This is a genomic window from Maritalea sp. S77 (assembly GCF_049801075.1).
In the GTDB taxonomy this organism is placed as follows: domain Bacteria; phylum Pseudomonadota; class Alphaproteobacteria; order Rhizobiales; family Devosiaceae; genus Maritalea.
This window is the reverse complement of sequence record NZ_JBNAGG010000005.1, coordinates 37,810-56,000: the sequence shown is the minus strand read 5'-3', so window position 1 is coordinate 56,000 and position 18,191 is coordinate 37,810. Positions and strand designations below refer to the sequence as shown.

19 protein-coding genes and 1 tRNA gene are annotated in these 18,191 nt (G+C 48.8%); 14 read left to right on the top strand and 6 right to left on the bottom strand.

The features are described from left to right. Positions 1-70: 70 nt before the first annotated feature. From ACP15Y_RS14875 to ACP15Y_RS14860, 4 genes are all read right to left on the bottom strand, one after another. A complete protein-coding gene (locus ACP15Y_RS14875; RefSeq protein WP_424983898.1) occupies positions 71-643 on the bottom strand; it encodes a DUF2799 domain-containing protein in 573 nt (190 codons plus the stop codon). A gap of 75 nt (positions 644-718) precedes the next feature. Next, positions 719-1,069, bottom strand: coding sequence for an MmcQ/YjbR family DNA-binding protein (locus ACP15Y_RS14870; RefSeq protein ID WP_424983897.1), 351 nt, complete (start codon positions 1,067-1,069; stop codon positions 719-721). A gap of 1 nt (position 1,070) precedes the next feature. Continuing rightward, positions 1,071-1,709 (bottom strand): peptide-methionine (S)-S-oxide reductase MsrA, encoded by a 639-nt coding sequence (gene msrA / locus ACP15Y_RS14865; protein ID WP_424984023.1) that lies wholly within the window; start codon positions 1,707-1,709, stop codon positions 1,071-1,073. 15 nt (positions 1,710-1,724) lie between these two features. Continuing rightward, positions 1,725-1,982: a hypothetical protein gene (locus ACP15Y_RS14860; protein ID WP_424983896.1), complete on the bottom strand. Its 258-nt coding sequence runs from the start codon at positions 1,980-1,982 to the stop codon at positions 1,725-1,727. A 290-nt stretch (positions 1,983-2,272) separates the two neighbouring features. On the opposite strand from ACP15Y_RS14860, the gene ACP15Y_RS14855 reads away from it, so the two are divergent. From ACP15Y_RS14855 to ACP15Y_RS14845, 3 genes are all read left to right on the top strand, one after another. Further along, positions 2,273-2,362 (top strand) — tRNA-Ser (locus ACP15Y_RS14855). A 251-nt stretch (positions 2,363-2,613) separates the two neighbouring features. Further along, entirely contained in the window at positions 2,614-2,976 is a 363-nt protein-coding gene (locus tag ACP15Y_RS14850) for a helix-turn-helix transcriptional regulator (protein ID WP_424983895.1), read from the top strand. A gap of 2 nt (positions 2,977-2,978) precedes the next feature. Next, the gene (locus ACP15Y_RS14845; protein ID WP_424983894.1) at positions 2,979-4,580 is read left to right on the top strand and encodes a tyrosine-type recombinase/integrase; all 1,602 of its coding nucleotides are present in this window, start codon (positions 2,979-2,981) and stop codon (positions 4,578-4,580) included. Here the strand turns inward: ACP15Y_RS14845 and ACP15Y_RS14840 are convergent. Further along, a complete protein-coding gene (locus ACP15Y_RS14840) occupies positions 4,577-4,951 on the bottom strand; it encodes a hypothetical protein (RefSeq protein ID WP_424983893.1) in 375 nt (124 codons plus the stop codon). The two genes, ACP15Y_RS14845 and ACP15Y_RS14840, sit on opposite strands and share 4 nt — an antisense overlap. After that, positions 4,948-5,226, bottom strand: coding sequence for a hypothetical protein (locus ACP15Y_RS14835; protein ID WP_424983892.1), 279 nt, complete (start codon positions 5,224-5,226; stop codon positions 4,948-4,950). The genes ACP15Y_RS14840 and ACP15Y_RS14835 overlap by 4 nt, the downstream gene beginning before the upstream one ends. Positions 5,227-5,313: 87 nt before the next feature. Between ACP15Y_RS14835 and ACP15Y_RS14830 the strand changes: the two genes are divergently transcribed. The 11 genes from ACP15Y_RS14830 (at position 5,314) to ACP15Y_RS14780 (ending at position 17,752) form a co-directional block, all read left to right on the top strand. Next, positions 5,314-5,646 (top strand): helix-turn-helix domain-containing protein, encoded by a 333-nt coding sequence (locus ACP15Y_RS14830; RefSeq protein ID WP_424983890.1) that lies wholly within the window; start codon positions 5,314-5,316, stop codon positions 5,644-5,646. A 355-nt stretch (positions 5,647-6,001) separates the two neighbouring features. After that, positions 6,002-7,069 carry a LacI family DNA-binding transcriptional regulator gene (locus ACP15Y_RS14825; RefSeq protein ID WP_424983889.1) on the top strand — a complete coding sequence of 356 codons (1,068 nt, stop codon included), beginning with the start codon at positions 6,002-6,004 and terminating at the stop codon, positions 7,067-7,069. Between the two features lie 87 nt (positions 7,070-7,156). Next, the gene (locus ACP15Y_RS14820) at positions 7,157-8,062 is read left to right on the top strand and encodes an ABC transporter permease (RefSeq protein WP_424983888.1); all 906 of its coding nucleotides are present in this window, start codon (positions 7,157-7,159) and stop codon (positions 8,060-8,062) included. Further along, positions 8,062-8,958 (top strand): carbohydrate ABC transporter permease, encoded by an 897-nt coding sequence (locus ACP15Y_RS14815; protein ID WP_424983887.1) that lies wholly within the window; start codon positions 8,062-8,064, stop codon positions 8,956-8,958. Before ACP15Y_RS14820 ends, ACP15Y_RS14815 begins: the two co-directional genes overlap by 1 nt. 29 nt (positions 8,959-8,987) lie before the next feature. After that, entirely contained in the window at positions 8,988-10,397 is a 1,410-nt protein-coding gene (locus ACP15Y_RS14810; RefSeq protein WP_424983886.1) for an extracellular solute-binding protein, read from the top strand. Beyond that, on the top strand, positions 10,394-11,593 hold the full coding sequence (locus tag ACP15Y_RS14805; protein WP_424983885.1) for an ADP-ribosylglycohydrolase family protein: 1,200 nt from the start codon (positions 10,394-10,396) through the stop codon (positions 11,591-11,593). Before ACP15Y_RS14810 ends, ACP15Y_RS14805 begins: the two co-directional genes overlap by 4 nt. 21 nt (positions 11,594-11,614) lie before the next feature. After that, positions 11,615-13,711: an ADP-ribosylglycohydrolase family protein gene (locus ACP15Y_RS14800; protein ID WP_424983884.1), complete on the top strand. Its 2,097-nt coding sequence runs from the start codon at positions 11,615-11,617 to the stop codon at positions 13,709-13,711. An 11-nt stretch (positions 13,712-13,722) separates the two neighbouring features. Beyond that, the gene (locus ACP15Y_RS14795; protein WP_424983883.1) at positions 13,723-14,787 is read left to right on the top strand and encodes an ABC transporter ATP-binding protein; all 1,065 of its coding nucleotides are present in this window, start codon (positions 13,723-13,725) and stop codon (positions 14,785-14,787) included. After that, positions 14,787-15,695 carry a ribokinase gene (locus tag ACP15Y_RS14790; protein ID WP_424983882.1) on the top strand — a complete coding sequence of 303 codons (909 nt, stop codon included), beginning with the start codon at positions 14,787-14,789 and terminating at the stop codon, positions 15,693-15,695. The genes ACP15Y_RS14795 and ACP15Y_RS14790 overlap by 1 nt, the downstream gene beginning before the upstream one ends. After that, entirely contained in the window at positions 15,692-16,900 is a 1,209-nt protein-coding gene (locus ACP15Y_RS14785; RefSeq protein ID WP_424983881.1) for a CaiB/BaiF CoA transferase family protein, read from the top strand. Before ACP15Y_RS14790 ends, ACP15Y_RS14785 begins: the two co-directional genes overlap by 4 nt. A 9-nt stretch (positions 16,901-16,909) precedes the next feature. Next, positions 16,910-17,752: an HpcH/HpaI aldolase/citrate lyase family protein gene (locus ACP15Y_RS14780; protein ID WP_424983880.1), complete on the top strand. Its 843-nt coding sequence runs from the start codon at positions 16,910-16,912 to the stop codon at positions 17,750-17,752. Positions 17,753-18,191: the final 439 nt, after the last annotated feature.

Genomic DNA, 18,191 nt, shown 5'->3' with positions numbered 1-18,191 from the left:
GGTTCGCAAGAAAGTTTGTAAAAAAGGGGCGGCTCATTGGCCGCCCTTTTTTAATGTCCGATAAAGCCAGCTAGAGCCTTGCCAGGCGCGCCTCTTCTTGAGCCTGAATATTGCGTAGTTCGCGTTCCTCTTGGCTGCGGGCACGATATTCACGGTTCAAATCAAGATTGAGCCAATTCAAATCACGCGCGAGCTTCTCACGTTCTTTTTGGCTCGTCGCAGGATCAGCAATTTTCTTCGTAATTTGCTCAATCTCATTTTGAATGCTTTGGATTTCCTGATCCACCTCATGCACTTCCTTCGCGGCGATATAGACGCGCTGGAAAGAAATGCCTTCTTCGCCTTGGCACACATTGCGATAACTGCGGCCGTCTAAGCCCACTTCAGCTGCCTTCGCAGGGGTGCAATATTGCCGTAGACCACGATTATAGCCCTGCATATATTGCGCGCGATCCACTGTAATCCCGTGTTCTGAACAGGCTTTTTGATGGTCAGCAAAGCGTGAGGAATCTGCTCCAGAAGCGCCATCGCCAAATCCGATTTGCTGCCAATCGCCCGTTTGGCACTGTGATTTGCTTAACGTGGCGCAGCCCGCCAAAAAAGCGAGGCCAACAAACAAGCCGATAGATAAAAGTAAACGCATGGTGGGATCCTTATTCCTGCCTATCAAGCCAGATAAGGTCTGCCGCAAAGATTTGCGAGCCCATAAATGCCTGAATTATAAATTTTCTCGTATTTTCTTTGGCAATTTGGCCAAAATGAGATTGTAAGCGTTTTGAATATAGGCGTGGAATGTCGCCTCATCCCACCCAGCCTCTTCATTCACCTGAACCCATTTGGCCCGGGCCAAATATTTCGCCGGAGCAATACCCGGCTGCTCGGGCAAAATGCGGAAACTATCATCACTGGCTTTAAAGCTAACAATGTCTTTGTCCAAATTGTCCCAACGGCTATAGATCGCGAAAATCTTGCCCCCAATCTTGAACACAGAGGCATTTCCCCACTGCACCACATGGGTTGTGTGCGGCAGGGCAAAGCAAAATTTTTCAAAGTCTTCTCGGCTGATCACATTATGATCCTGCGCAAGTCACGCCAGTGCCGCGGAGACCACAATAGCCGCCGGGATTCTTTGCCAAATATTGCTGGTGATAATCTTCAGCGAAATAAAACTCCCCAGCGAGGGCAATCTCAGTTGTGATTTTGCCCATATTGGCTTTGTCCAGCTGTGCTTGAAATCCATCGCGAGATGTTTCAACAACCGCCAACTGCTCTGAGCTGGTCGCATAAATCGCCGAGCGATATTGGGTGCCACGGTCATTGCCTTGGCGCATACCCTGAGTGGGGTCGTGCTCTTCCCAAAACTTCCGCAAAATTTCATCCAATGAAATTACGCTCGGATCAAAATTGATCAAAACCGCCTCAGTATGTGCGGTATTGCCGGTGCAAACTTCATGATAGGTCGGGTTAGGGGTGTGGCCACCTTGATAACCCACAGCGGTGACCCATACGCCATCCAACTGCCAGAACAGTCGCTCAGCGCCCCAGAAACAGCCCATGCCGATATAAAGCGTCTCATTGCCCTCCGGATAGGGGCCTTTTAGCGGGTTACCATTTACAAAATGATGTTCGGATGTGGGCAAAACCGCATCGCGACCTGGCAGGGCATCGCTTTTGCTCACAATATGGCTGGGTTTGGTCATAAACATCAGATGACTCCTTCGGCCCTAAAGCCCTTCAACATTCATAAAACGCTTGTGTGATCGTGTGCGGCCTAAGAACAGGAACAGCGACCCCAAAATGCCAAACACAAGCCAGCCCGGCGCACCTAAAATGGTCACGAAGAATGGATCCCATACCGCAGGATGCACATAGCGTTGGATGATGGCTTGCAAGGTATTTAAGGTCAACGTGCCAAGCGACTGGTCAAGCTTAAACCAAGTTTCACCCAGCGGGGTAAAAACAAAACTAGAGCTGGCAAACATGCGCGCACCGTCCATCACCACTAATAATAGGGTGATTGCGAGGAAAAATGTTCCAATGAGTCTAAGGGTTAGTCGCACGATTTCACCTTCTCTGCTCAGGCCCCATGGGCCACACAATAGCCTGCTAAACAAGATAAACATAAATAAATGCAATTCAACGGCAGAAACATGTTCGTGAACACTTGCGATCTTGATTGTGATCAGTATATTGCAGCGCATTCTGCTTCGCGCTTTCCCCTACTTGGGACAAGGGCAAATTCAGAGGTTCTGGCAGTGCAAACTGTCGCGTCGGAGAGGTGGCCGAGTGGTCGAAGGCGCACGCCTGGAACGCGTGTAGGCGGGGAACCGTCTCGAGGGTTCGAATCCCTCTCTCTCCGCCACTCCTTTTGTTAACTAATTGAATTTACATGATAAAAATTCTGGAATGGCACTTCAGCCCACCAGTCGGCCCACCACCAAATTAACGCTCTAGGTTACCGTAAAGTTATTCACAGGCTTTAGCTGATCTAAATTTTTATCTTGGCAATTCCCGTCAGAATCACTCAAGATTAGCTCAAATCGTAGTTTTTTCGAAGCGCAAGAGGGGCTTCACATTTCCACCCAGCCCTATGGGGTGAAGGAAAGGTGAGTTATGCCTCGCGCTGTCAAGGATACTAATACCCTATCGCTTTTGGACCCGAATTTAGATTTAGGCCAAAAATCTTCAAAGAAAACCAAATCCGATCATGCACCGGCCAAGAAGTTGGCTGGATCGCAGGAATCCAATCCTCCACGAGAACCTCGCTCAGCGCCAGAGGCGCTGTGTTTGCAGCCAGGTAAGGCCTACTTCTCGGTCAAGGAAGTTGCGGAACGGTTTTCCGTCAAGCCAGCGACCATCTGGAACTGGCTAAAGAATATACCGAACTTCCCCAAGCCCGTATGTATCACGCCAGGAACCACGCGCTGGCGAGCAGCAGACATCATTCAGTTTGAACAAGAGCACCTCGGTGGATAATCATGGTGCGGGCGTATAATTATACGCGCGCTAAGAAAAATCGTGTCTATGACGTAGAAGCGATTTGCGAAACATTTAGCGTGCATAAAAACACGGTCACGAACTGGCGAAAGTCAGGTCTTTGTTCGATTGATGAGCGACAGCCACTTCTTTTTAAAGGAAGTGAACTGCGCCTTTTTCTCAAGCAGCGGCAATTGGAGCAAAAGCAGAAACTTCGCTTGGGGCAATTCAAGTGCTTTTCCTGCAAAGCAAGAACTTGGCCTGAATCTAGAAGTTGGAACTTTGAAGAGGGAACATCGAGCCGTTTCTGGGCACACGCGACGTGCCCAGAATGTGAAAAGGTCGTTCAGAAAGTTATTTCTGGTGCGCAATATCGGCAAATTTGCAAGGCGCTGGAGTCCAACATCACCCTGCAATTGTTAGACGAAGATAATAAATTGGTTCCCGGTGATGTTGTGAAAGATCAGGGTAGTGGAGTTGTCGAATATAGCGCTGAGAATGAGCGCATCATTTTTGAGTTCCAAAAATACACCGAACGGTACAACAAAAAGACACAGGATGTTTATCTAGCAGATATCCGTGCTTTTGAGGAGTTTTTGCACTGGAAGCCATTTGATAAACTCAAAACTGACGATGCAACCCGCTATCGACGCTATTTAGTCGCTGAAGGTATGGACGGAAGAAGCAAAAGCTCAATTGCACATGCGGCATCCCATCTGAGAAAATTTATCGTTTGGTTGACCAAGCAGGAAGGCTATCGGCGTCTAAATAGGTCAATTCCTGACTATTTAGAACTATCAAGAGCTGATCTGGCAGGGGCGGCAGGGACAAAAATTCGGGATTATCCATCTATGGATGAAGTTGAATTGATGATCTCCAGTATGCCGGCGAATACACTTGCCCAGCAACGTGACCGCGCGATAGTCGCGGCAAGTTTCGTTTTTGGAACGAGGGCAGACGCGACAGTCTCATTGAGGCTCAAACATGTTGATATTGACAAAAAAGAGGTCAATCAAGACGCAACTGAGGTGAGAACTAAGAACTCAAAATCAATGCGAACATTTTGGTTCCCATTGAATGACCGTTTTGATCAGATTTTGATTGATTACATGCAGATGCTGCTAGAGCGCGGTATTAAAGACAATGATGCGCTGTTCCCACCAATTGAGATATTGAATAAGCCCACAATGCTGGTTGCAGAAAATCGGCCAATTATTGATCCACTGAAGTCGACGAGCGCTATCTCAGATGCTTTTGAGAGGGCTTGCGAATGTGCTGGACTCAAGAAGTTTGTTCCACATTCGGCGCGCCACTTCTTGAAAGATTTCGGTGACAAAATGCAGTTGACGAATGCGCAGCGAAAGGCGTGGTCGACGAGCCTAGGGCATGAGACCATGCAAACCACTGAAGCGCACTACGCTAGGATGACAACCGATGGGTGTCGAAGGGAATTTGAAAATATTCGTAATGGCATAACTTTCACTGAGGAGGCAAACGAGCTATTGCTTCGGTTGCACTATCATCAACTGGTTCGAGACACGCCAGAATTTAAGAGGGCGATTGCACTTGATAGCGAATTTCGTAAGAAGCTTGGACTAGACTAGTCGAGCTCTGCAAATAACGGTGGAAAGCCTTTTTCAACCCGATCGGCATTCACGACAGAAACAAGCGCGTGACAGACGAGATCGCCATAGATGTATTTGCTCATATCGACTGCTTGTAAGCCATAGCGATATCCGTCAATAAATCGATGATCGCGAACGTAAGCTGTCCTAATCAGCTCAACCTGCGTTCGAGTTTGAGGATCAACTAGTGTTAGGCTGCACTTTTCTTGATAGGCGACTACAGTGCCTGCCCCAAATATCATCTCTTCACTTATTGGCTCAGCATAAGTTTGGCTATAGGCGCTGGAACTGGCGAGGGTAGCGTTGAATATTATTGCGGCAGCAAATGAATAGAGGGGATGTGACTTCATTTTCTTGATGCACCGACTGAGCGCCAAATGGCAAAGATAGCCGCACCTAAAATTGAGAGCATCCAAACCTGACCAATCACATAACCGAAATGGTCTAGAAACAAACTGACTGGACCCACAATTGGGCTGCTATAGCCGCCGGTAAACTGCCCAAGCAATAATGCGATTGCTGGCATTCCAATGGTGCAAAGGGTCAGCGCGATAAAATACTTGGTGAGGGAAAAGTGCATGTCATTTTTACTTGGTCTCAGTGGTCTGGCGTTTTGAGTTTTCATGATACAAATCCAATAAGAACAATATGATCTCATAATAGACCATATTGTTCGTGGATCATATGTGTCAACTAAGAACATATTGTTCTTATGAAGAAACTGTCTGATCGTTTGCGTGAGCGTGCACAACAGCTAAATATTTCCAATGCAGAGGCTGCAAGGCGAATTGGATTGGAGGAGCGAAGGTATTCCTACTATGTCGCTGGTCAACGTGAACCCGATTTGGCAACTTTATGTAGAATTGCTGATAGGTTGGGTACGACACCAAATTGGTTGTTGGGTTTCGATACTATGAGCGCCGCATCGGACGAAAAGAAAATGAACATCGCCCGAATTGAAAATGCTCTCAATAGTCTTGGCGAAGATCAATTGCGATTGCTCGCTGATCAAATTGAGGCGCTATCAAGTTTCAGCGGTAGATGACCTAGATCGACAAACTTCTCCTAGCTCATAGGAGTGACCTTATTCGTGGGCGGGATCCTAAGCAATGTCATCACTGGGCGGGAAGCGGGCATGGGGCGATTTCGGCGCGAAACCCATAAACGGCGTGAAGATGCCGTTGGACGGTTTCGTTACTAATGTTCATCTAGTGCGATAATACTAAGTTTATTCAACGATATTGTTACGGGAATGAAGGCTTAGAAGGAGGTGAAGTAATTCATTTTGCCAATCTATGTGCTGGATTTTCATGATTATGCGTCTTCAATTATCAACAATTTCAACGTCATATTCTTTTCATATTTACAAAAACTTGAATGATTGGTAACGTTCCCAAAGTTTGAGAAATGTATTTGGGGTCGAGCAGTTGAGACAGAGGCGTCCAACCATTATCGATATAGCTGAGCTTGCAGGTGTCTCCAAAAGTACCGTGGCAAGGGCGCTTTCAGGCGTTGAGAGCATTAGCGACACCACGCGTGAGCGTGTGATGCAGGCGGCAGCTCGGTTGGGATATGAGCGGAATCACCTAGCGCAATCGCTCCGCTCTGGTCGTTCCGGTATGCTGGGGCTTGTAATTCCAGATATTGCCAATCCTTTTTGGGCGGAGGTGGCGCGGGGGGCGCAGGATGAAGCGGCGCAGGCTGGTCAGTCGCTGTTAATTTTTAGTTCTGATTGGGATGCCGGGCGGGAGGCGAGTCATTTGCAGGCCTTACGACAAGCGCGAGTTGATGGCGCATTGGTGAACCCAGTATCTGACTATATTGATGGGCTTGGGCGGTTTGGATTGCCGGTTGTGCTGATTGGTTCTTCCGCTGAACGTTTTCCAGAGCTTTCAAGTGTGGGTAGCGATATTAAGCAAGGCGTCGAGCTAGGATTGCAGCATCTTGCAAAGATCGGTCATCGGCCGCCGGCACTAATTATGGGGCCGAAAAATCGTTTGGCGCGGGTACGATTTTTCCGTGCAGTGCATGATTGGTGTATCGAGCACGGAGTGGATCCTGAGGCCCTTGCGACAAGGGAAGGTGAGTATTCAGTTCAGTCTGGCATTGATGCCACCAAAAGTTTATTGAGTGAGAGTAAAGCGTTGCCAAGTTGCATTTTTGCGGCAAACGATTTGATGGCGCTTGGAGCAGTAATCGCCGTTCAGGAAGTGGGTCTGCGGTGTCCTGAAGATATTTCTGTTTTGGGGTTCGACGGCATTCCGGCGGGGGCATATGCCTTTCCAGGTTTGACAACAATTTCCAAGCCATCAAGACAGATAGGCATAGAAGGCGTACGTTTGCTCAAAGACGAAATTGAGGGACGGTTGGAGCGTCGCCATGTGTTGTTGCCTTGTGCGGTGACAGAGCGTGCATCTTTAGCCGAAGCAAGAGCTGGCGCTAAAATAGCGATAGTTGAAAGAGGGTAAGTCATTATGTCCGCAACGCCAGGTAATGCGTCAAGCGATTTAGCTGAAAATGGGAACGTTCCCAACAATGGAGGCAACAGTGCAGCAATGACGCGTTGGCAGCGTGTAAAAGTGCAGTTCCGCACTTGGTGGCCATACTATTTGATGCTGGCGCCTGGGGTAATCTACTTCGCATTGTTTCATTATTTTCCGATTTGGCAGGCGAAACTGGCATTTGAAGATTTTCGGATTTTTGGACCTAACATTTGGGTAGGTTTTAAGCATTTCGCATCGCTATTCGCCTCACCGGTATTCTTTAGTGTGCTGCTAAATACGTTGCTGATTTCCGGGATGAAGATCATATTTGTGTTCCCGGTTCCAATATTGGTCGCTTTGATGATCAATGAGGTCAACGGAACGCGACTGCGCCAGGTCATACAATCTGCAATTTACTTGCCTCACTTCCTTTCATGGGTGGTGATCGCCGGTATCTTTATCGCTGCTCTTTCGCCGTCCGACGGGGTGATCAATGAAATGCGCGGTTGGTTTGGGCTATCGCCCGAACCCTTTATGACGCAATCAGCATCGATCCGTTGGGTTGTTGTGTTTTCTGAAATTTGGCGTAGTGCAGGGTGGGATTCCCTCCTTTATTTTGCGGCCATCATGGCGATCGATCCGCAGCTGTATGATGCGGCAGAAATGGATGGGGCTAGCCGCTGGCAAAAGATTTGGTACGTGACCTTGCCAGGCATCGCACCGACAATTGCAACGCTTTTCATTCTAAATGTTGGCCTGTTTATGAGCGCTGGCTTTGATCAAATTTTCAACCTCAGCAACGACGCCATTCGCGATCAGATCGATATCTTGGATACCTATGTTTATCGCCTAGGATTGCAATCGGGACAATTCTCGCTTGCAACCGCCGCTGGGCTTTTCAAGGGACTAATTGGCATGGTGCTCATTCTTGCCGCGCACACCATTTCTAAGCGGTTGACCGGCAAGGGGGTTTGGTAATGACCCATTCCAATCGTACACCGCTTGAACGTGTTGAACAGGCAATCATTGTTTCTTCGCTTTTGCTAATGGTTGTAGTGACCGTGCAGCCTGTCTTAAACCTTCTCGCGATTTCGCTATCTGACCCGGCAGAGGTGCCGGGTATGAGCGGGCTTGCTATCATGCCAAGCGGCCTATCATTTGATGTGTGGCATTTGCTCTTTACCCATCCAAATGTGCAAAGCGGCTTGTTAAATTCAATATTCATTACGGTTACGGGCACCATTTTGAACGTCACGTTCACCGCGCTGATGGCGTGGGCGTTATCTCGGCCAAAATTGCCGGGGCGTCGAGTGCTTTTTGTACTTGTTTTGGCGACGATTGTTTTTGAGCCGGGTTTGATTCCTGATTATTTCGTCATTCGAGAGCTTGGCCTTCTCAACACCTATTGGTCGGTCATTTTGTTCAAGATGGTAAATGCGTGGTACCTGATCATTCTCATCCGTTTCTTTGAGGAAATTCCTGAAGAGTTGCTGGAAGCGGCAGAGCTTGATGGCGCGAATGCATTCCAAACATTTTGGAAGGTTGTTTTGCCGGTCACCCGATCTGCATTGGCAACAATTACCCTGTTTTACCTCGTCTATCACTGGAACGATTTCCTTCGTCCAATGATTTATTTGAACGACCAAGGCATGTGGCCGTTGCAAGTTGTGTTGCGTCAATTTGTGGTGGAAGGCGACAAGGCGGCGATTGTGGGCGTACAGGCGATGAACACTTACGAAGGCGCCAGTCAGATCAGCATGCGCGCGCTTAAAGCAGGCATGATCATCTTCACCATTGCGCCAATTCTGGTGGTTTATCCCCTCATTTTAAAATTCTTCACAAAAGGCACCATGAGCGGTGCGCTTAAAGGATAACAACGAGCATTTCTAGGAGGAGACATTTTATGCTTGCTAAAATACTTAGAAAGTCGGTTGCTGCAATTGCACTTAGCGTTGCCGCATTCGGCAATGTGGCATACGCCGACCCCGTTACCATTCGAGTTGTGGCTAAAGACCTTTTGACCACAAACCCAGAAGATGTTGCTCATATTGAGCGCATCGAGAAGGCGATGACCGCACAAGGTAATGAAATCGACATCGAAATCGTCGATCTACCAGCATCAGGTTACCAAGATAAACTGGCGCTAATGCTGTTGTCCGGTGATATTCCGGATTTGATCTATTTCCAAGGTGGTGATGAACAGTTTGCCAACCAAGGTCTTTTAGAAGATTGGCGTCCATATATCGAAAGCAGTGAAAATCTTGCCGGCGCAATGTGGCCACATAATGCTGAACGCCTCGAGAACTACCCATATTTGCTTTATGTATTCCCGGCGCGCACAAAATCGCCCGTAATGCGTAAAGACTGGTTGGAAATGACCGGCATGGACTCGCCGCAAAACCTTAATGAGTGGAAGAAACTGCTCGATACGCTTTCAGCAACGGATTATGATGGCAATGGTAAAAATGATACCCACGCGATCATTACGCCAAACACTACCGCAGAACTTGATGCGGTGTTTAACCGTGCTTTTGGTATTGAAAAATCTTGGTTGAAGGACGGTGATGGCAATTGGATAAGTTCACGCGTTTCTGAAAATGAGCGCGAAAAATTGGCCTTTTATCATGACATGTTTGCAAGCGGTCAATTGGATCCAGAGTTTGTGACTTCCAACTGGGAAGTAAAAGAGGACAAATTTTATACTGGTCGTGTTGCTGTCGTTATGGGCACTTCAGGTCCGGTTGTTGATATTTACCGCACAAAAATGCGTCAGGTGCACCCAGATACAGAACTTGCGCTTCTTGAACCGCCAGCAGGCTTGCAGGCTGTGGATGTGTCTAAAGAGTCTCGCGGTTTTGCGATGTCAGTTCTTTCCGAAAATAAAGAAATGGTAGCAAAATTGATGGATTTCTTGGCAAGTCCTGAGGGCCAAATGATGGAGCGCATGGGCTTTGAAGGCACTCATTACACACTTTCAAATGGTGAGTATGCGACAACTGAGAAAATCGGCACTTGGTATCCACGTTTCATGATTGCACAACCGTCGGCTTGGACACCACCGACAGACCTTATGTCTCCGGTTGCGGCAGCTTCGCTTGAACAGGGCGCAAAATACTTCACACCAGATAATAGCTTTGTGTGGCCAGCAGATTATGCCGCAGATGTGGATGCTGCTAACAATTATTACCGCACAAGCGTCTATCGCTTTGTATCTGGAGAATGGTCGATGGACCAATGGGACGAATATGTTGCTGGCTGGAATGCAGCTGGTGGCGCACGTCTGACAGAATATGCAAGGACCGTTCTGAAATGAAACTAACCAACGTTTCGGGCCCGAGTTTTAAAAATCGGGTCCAGGCGGTAATTCATGGCGTCGCGTTAGGCGATGCCATGGGCGCACCGGTAGAAAAACTATCGCCAGCACAAATTCGCCGAGACTACGGTTGGGTGAATAGTGTGAACCACGCCTGGCACCGTACAAAAAATGATCCGGCTGGCGGCAAGGGACGTGTGCGTGGCAATGGCATTGTGACCGATGACACGCTGATGACCCTTTGTTTGATGGAAGTTTACAATGAAGTCAAACGCCATATTGATGCATGGGACATGGCGGATGGTTTCGTAACGCAAATAGCATGGGTGACGCGCTATGTGCCTGAATTGCAGCGCGAAACCGCTGTGCTTGAGCGTTTATTCTATCCTGAAAAGTGGATTTTTCAGCGGCACCAATTGTCATCTTGTGATCCGCGTCAGGGCGGCGTTGGCAATATGGTGAATTGCGGTGCGGCGATGTATATCGCGCCAATCGGAATTGTGAATGCCTGTAACCCGGAAGCGGCATATGATGAAGCAATCGCGTTCGCGTCCGGCCACCAACAAAGCTATGGCTTGGAGGCTGCGGGCGTGTTGGCGGGCGCAATCGCTCAAGCCTTTATGCCAGGTACAAATGTAGACAAAATTGTTGAGACGTCAGTGGCACTCGCAAAAGACGGCACGAAAGACGCGATTGAAGCGATTGCAGAGGTTGCGATTATTCTGCGCGATAAAGGGGCGGACCATGTGGAAGTCACCGATAAGTTCCATGAAGTGATCGCCAAATTTTCACCTTTGGGGGATGATCTCGACCACACGGTGGTGAAAGCAGGGCGCGCCACACCAAATTATCAGCCATCGCGCTTTTGGTCGATTGAAGAGCTGCCGCTAGCGCTTGGATACGCGATTGTTTGCGAAGGCGATTTTAGAAAAACAATTGAAGCAGGCATAAATTCCGGGCGGGACGCAGACTCTATCGGCGTCATGGCTGGCGCAATTTTGGGTGCGCTGCATGGCACGTCCGTTATCAACGCGGCAGAAGCGGAACAAATTGATGAGGTCAATCATATTGATCTTGCTGCTGAAGCAGATCGTTTTGCCGAAACGGCCATAAACATTTTAGCTGACGACACAAAACGCCAAAAACAAGCTGCCGAGGCACGTAGCTTGATCGTGAATGCGTCTCAAGACGCTTAAATAAATCGACCGAGGATCACTATGCTAAATAGCAACGACATTATTCACCGCATTTATTCTGGCTTTATAGGCAAGGCAATTGGCGTGCGTTTGGGCGCGCCGGTTGAGCCGACCATTTGGAGCTATGAGCGTGTGCGCGATACTTATGGTGAAATCACCGAATATGTGCGCGACTTCAAAAACTTTGCGGCCGATGATGACACCAATGGCCCGGTCTATTTTATACGCGCGATGCGCGACTATCAGTTGCACCCAACGCCTCAAGAGGTGGCTAAAACTTGGCTAAACTATGCAGCTGAAGGGCATGGAATGTATTGGTGGGGCGGCTATGGACGCTCCACCGAACACACAGCTTATTTGAACCTGCGTGCGGGCATTCCTGCACCGCAATCTGGTTCAATTGAACAAAATGGGCACGCGATTGCCGAGCAAATTGGCGGGCAAATTTTCATCGATAGTTGGGGCTGGGTTAACCCGGGTAATCCTAAACGTGCTGCCGAAATGTCTGCTGCGGCCGCAAGCGTTGCCCATGACGGAGAGGGGCTTGAAGGCGCGCGTTTTGTTGCGGCAATGATCGCCGCTGCGTTTACCGAAACAACGGTCGAAGCCTTATTTGATGTTGGTCTTTCGGTGATCGATGAAAAATCAATTTATGCGCGTGTTGTGAACGCAGTTCTCGATTTCCATAAAGTCACCCCGGAAGATTGGCGTGCCTGCTTGGCAATGCTGCACGCAGATTTTGGATATGACCGCTACCCGGGCGTTTGCCATATCATTCCTAACGCGGGTGTCTTAGCGATGGCCATGGTCTACGGGCAGGGTGATTTACCCTTTACTGTCGAAATCGCAACTATGGCGGGTTGGGACACCGACTGCAACGCAGGTAATGCAGGTGCGATCATCGGCACTTTGCAAGGTGTGCAGCCACAATGGGATAAGTATCGTAAGCCCATCAATGATATGATCGTGACTTCCGGTGTAACGGGCGCGTTGAATATTGTTGATATTCCAACGTTTGCGCGGGAACTCACAGTGCTTGCATTGCAGCTCGATGGCCAAGATGTGCCGCAAGTATGGCTTGATGATATGGTGCGTCGTGGTGTGCGGTTTGACTTTGCGCTAAATGGCGCAACCCACGGGTTCCGCACTGCAGGCATCAATACGCTTGAGCTTAAATGGGCGGACAAAGAAACAGAAAATGGCAATGGTGCACTTGAAATTTTAGTAGATCGATTTGAACGCGGTCATGCAGGTCGCGTTTTCTGGAAGCCGTTTTATCGTAAATCAGATTTTGATGATGAGCGTTACCGCCCGATGTTCTCGCCACTCGTTGCTGCGGGGCAGAAGGTTAGTTTTGACATTTTGCTTGAGCCTTGGGAAGGCGATGAACACCTTCGGGTTTCCCCATATGTGCGGGCAACCATGTCTGAGCGGATTGAAGAGACCGGCGCATGGGAACAGCCAGAACCAGGAAAATGGACACGCATTGAATTTGTTGTGCCTGAACTCGACGATGAAGCGGCTGACGAAATTGGTTTGCAAATAGAGTATTTTGGCCGGAAGAAGTTTTTGGGCAAAGTGTATTTGGCAAACTTTGAGGTTTCTGGTGCTGGCAAAACCAACATTGTGCCAGCTAAAGAAGTGGAAGAATGGGAAGCGATTTCGCGCTTCACTTGGAACCGTGGCTATTGGACACTTCAAGATGGTTGCATTGAGGGTTTGACCGCTTCTGACGCGGATATCTGGACAGGCCACCTTTATGCCCGAGATGCCAAAACAAGCGCCAATATGCGTCCTCAATCTGGCAAATCACATCTTTTGAGCGTTCGTGCCCAAGGCACTAGCCGCTTTTATGCTGCTGGTTTTGAAAATGGCAAAGCGGTCATCTTGAAAGAAGATTTTGGCACCACTGTACTCGCTGAAACCAACTTCCCGGTGGAATTCGGTAAGAGCTACCAGGTGGAAGTGGATGTGATTGGCGACAAAATTTCGCTCAGCGTGGATGGCAAACAATTGCTTGAGGCGAAAGACGATAGCTTCGCCTATGGCCAATCTGGTGTCCGTCTTAAAAGTGCAGGGCGCATCTCCATCGGCGCGTTTTCAATTCACGAGCATTAGGAACCTACACCATGGCAAGTATCAGCTTACAAAATGTTCAAAAGCGCTATGGCGTGGTTGACGTTCTGCATAACATTTCACTTGAAATTGAAGAGGGCGAATTCATTGTGCTTGTTGGCCCGTCCGGTTGTGGCAAATCAACATTGCTTCGCATGATCGCAGGGCTGGAAGACATTACCGGCGGTTCTGTTTCAATTGGCGGCAAGGTTGTGAATATGTTGCCCGCCAAGCAGCGCGATCTTGCCATGGTGTTTCAATCATATGCGCTTTATCCGCATATGAAAGTTGCCGACAACATGAGCTTTGCGCTGAAACTTGCTGGCATACCCAAGGTTGAAATCACCAAACGTGTGAATTTAGCGGCTGAAATTTTGGGGCTGGATCAACTGCTTGATCGTTTGCCGCGCGAGCTATCTGGCGGGCAACGCCAGCGCGTGGCCATGGGCCGAGCCATTGTGCGCGATCCACAAGCGTTTTTGTTTGACGAACCTTTGTCGAACCTTGATGCGAAGTTACGGGTTAAAATGCGGGGTGAGATCAAAAAGCTACACCAGCGGCTTCAGCGTACCATGGTCTATGTGACACACGATCAAACCGAAGCCATGACACTTGCTGACCGTATTGTTGTTTTGAACGGCGGAAAGATCGTGCAGGTTGGTAAGCCGCTTGAAGTCTATCAAAACCCAACTGATACATTTGTAGCTGGGTTTATCGGCACCCCAGAAATCAACCTCTTAGATGCTATTAGCCTTGGGCCAGATGCGATCGAAGTTGAATTGGCGGATGGTACGCGATTGCCATTGGCCACGCCAAGCGGACTAGTGGCCGGTAGTGCGGTCACTTACGGCATTCGACCGCAGCATATCGAAACTTCAAATGCTGGTTTGGCTGGTGAAGTCATTCTGGTGGAACCAACTGGAGAGGAGCAAGAACTTTCCGTTAAGGTCGGGCAGATCGAAATTTCCGTTGTTGCGCACCAAAAGGATGCGCTTAATGAAGGAGACCAAATCCATATTATGCCACAGGCAAATAAGGCGCTTCTTTTCAATGCTGAAAGCGGGCAAAGGATTGCCTAATGCTCAGTGTTTTTGGCTCAATTAATGTAGATCAAGTCATCCGCGTTCACCAAACGGCGCGTCCCGGCCAAACGATTAAAGGCGAGCTAGAAGCGGTAACGTTTGGCGGCAAAGGCGCGAACCAAGCTGTTGCGGCAGCGCGGGTTGCCGGAGCCAGTTTGCCAATCTTGATGATTGGCGCGGTTGGAAATGATGAATATGCTGAAGATGTGTTACGCAATTTTGCAGACAACAGTGTTGACGCATCGGGCGTCTCGCAACATGAGGGCACATCAGGCGTGGCGATGATTTCGCTCGACAGCGAAGGCGAGAACGCCATCACTTTGATTGGTGGTGCGAATGATTTGGTGCGCGCTGATGCGTTGGCAGATGGAGTGCTCACAAATTCTGACATTTTCCTTTGCCAGGGGGAAATTGCATTTGAAGAAACAGCAGCTGCGATAGAGCGTTTTCGCGATGCCAATAAAGCCGGTCAAGTTATGCTCAACCTTGCGCCAGTACCGCAGATTCAAAGCGAGCAGCTTGAAGCTGTTCTTGAGCAAATTCAATTTCTGGTTGTCAATGAACATGAAGCGAAAGAACTTCAGGACATTATGGATTTGAATGAAGAAGTTGGCACGCTTGCTCAGCGGTTTGATCTCACATTGATCCTTACGTTAGGGCCCGATGGCGCAAAATGCTTTTTGCCGAATGGCGAGATGATTGGTGCGGCGTCGCCCAAAATAAACGTGGTCGATACGACCGGGGCAGGCGACACATTTGTGGGCGCTTTGGCAGCGCTGCTGGCGCAGAAAACTGACCTGAAAGTTGCACTTCACAAGGCGTGTAAAGCGGGGGGCGTCGCATGCACACGCCTAGGCGCGCAGACAGGAATGCCAACACTGGTCGAACTGGAAACAATAAATTGACAAAACAATCCCGAAAGTTCACGCCTGATGCACCAGGCCCCTTGAAGGGCATAAAGGTTATCGATTTGTCGCGTCTTGTCGCCGGGAACATGCTTTCTTTGCAGTTGGGAGATTTCGGCGCGGACGTCATCAAAGTTGAGCCGCCGACAGGTGACCCGCTGCGGGCGTGGAAAGAGAATGATGTATCTTTTTATTGGAAAGTTTATGGCCGCAACAAGCGTTCAATCGTGCTCAATTTGCGGCGTAAACCCGCAATGGACGTACTTTTGAAAATGATTGAGGGTGCGGATGTTCTTATTGAGAACTATCGGCCGGGCACACTTGAAAAAATGGGTTTGGGTCCTCAAAAGTTACGCGAGCGTAATCCAAATTTAATTTTAGTGCGGGTTTCTGGGTTTGGCCAAACCGGCCCATATGCGCAAATGCCGGGGTTCGGCACCATAGTTGAGGCCATGTCGGGTTACGCTTATCGTACCGGATTTCCTGATCGTGAGCCGGTTTTGCCGCCACTTGCGCTGGCAGATATGATTGCTGGTATTTATGGCGCCTCGGCGACTGCAACGGCACTTTTGGCGCGTGAGAAGGGCACGAGCAAAGGTCAGGTGATTGACCTTTCTTTGCTGGAACCGATCTTTTCTGTGCTTGGGCCGGAAGCTGCGATTTTCCAGCATACGGGGCAGGTGAAAGAGCGGTTTGGCTCGGCTTCTCATACTTCATGTCCGCGCAATGTTTATCAATGCAAGGACGGTAAGCATTTGGCCTTGTCTGGTTCAACGCAAAGTGTTGCCGCACGGATTTTCAACATTATCGGTCGCGAAGATATGAATGAGGATCCGCGTTTCAAAACAAACTCGGCACGCATCGAAAACCGCTCTTTGGTAGATGCTGCCATTGGTGGTTGGTTTGCGGCGCACAATAGCGATGAAGCTTTGAAAATCATGCGGAATGCGGGGGCGACCGTTGGGCCGATTTACTCGATCGCCGACGCCAATTACGACCCGCATTTCAATCAGCGTGAAGTTTTCACGAAGCTTGAAGACGCTGAGCATGGCTTTATGCCCATGCATAATATCTTGCCGCGCCTTTCCGAAACCCCTGGGAATTTTTACCGCGCTGCGCCTGATTTGGGCGCGGATGGGCAAATTATTCTGGCTGAATTGGGTCTATCGAGTGACGTTATTGCTGACGCTTTGTCTGTGGAATAGGTGAACAGAATGCGCCTCCGTTCAATGCTATATGTGCCTGCAAATAATGAGAATTTTGTCGCTAAGGCGCATTTGCGCGGTGCTGATGCTGTGGTTTTGGACTTAGAAGATTCTGTATTGCCTGAACACAAGGCATTTGCGAGAGAAAATCTTGATGCAGCCGTAAAAAGTGCCGGGCAGTTAAACGCGCCAGTTTTTGTGAGGATTAATGCCGACGAAGCCAATCTGGAGCTCGATTTAAATAGCGCAATCGCCGCAAATGCGACCGCGCTTTTTTTGCCCAAAATTAGCATCAGAAGTTTGAGTCGAGTTGAAAAGACTTTGGGTGCGCTTGAGCGGGGTAATGCGAAGGTGTCAACGAGTATTATTGGTTTGATCGAAGATGCTGAAAGCTTAATCTCGGCCAACGAAATTGCTAAATCTGATCGTATATTGGGTTTGGCTCTAGGTAGTGAGGACTTCGCCACATCAATTGGCGCTGATCCAGTGCCCGGCACTTTGAAATATCCCAAGTTGCTCTTACACTATGCTGCCAAGGCGAACGGAAAAATGTCATTTGGTCTGTTCCGCAGCGTAACTGACTACAACGATGTTTGCTCGATAGAAGCTGCCGCTGCCGAAGCCAAATCTCATGGCTTTGATGGGGCCACCTGTGTCCACCCAAATGCTGTTACCGCGCTCAATAAAGGATTTTCGCCCACAAGCGAAGATGTTGCTTGGGCAAAGCGTCTAATTGCGGGGAGCAAAAATATCACGAGTGGCGCATTTGTTTTTGAAGGCAAAATGGTTGACGCACCCGTGCTTGAGCGCGCGCGCAAGATATTGGCTACTGCCAATCACGATTTGATATGAAAAGATTACCAAGTTTCAATTTAAATTGTCTCAGCAAACATTCAGTGCATTAGTAAAGCGTTGATTTGCGCACTGCGAGTGGTTTCCATTATTTAATGTTTTACGGAAATGACACTTCAAGGTCTCTAAAAAGGGGCCAAATAAAGAGCAAGAATGGCTAGCACATCACATTGCATGTTGAACTCGTCGGAGCCCTCGGCGTAGAGTCTGGTGACTGTTTGGAAGAAGGGGCAGACGATGCAAACATCTTGATACATTGCAAGGAACTTCGAATTGGTAAATAGGGCGGAAAGCTGCCGTTGGATGTCTTTGTCGCCAGTACCCACCAAGTACGCGGAGCGGACCTTCGCGACAAATGGCATCAACGCGAGTTATGCGGACAAGGCAAGCTTTGGCTAGCTGCATAATATGAAATCACACCGTTATGGAAATCTCCATT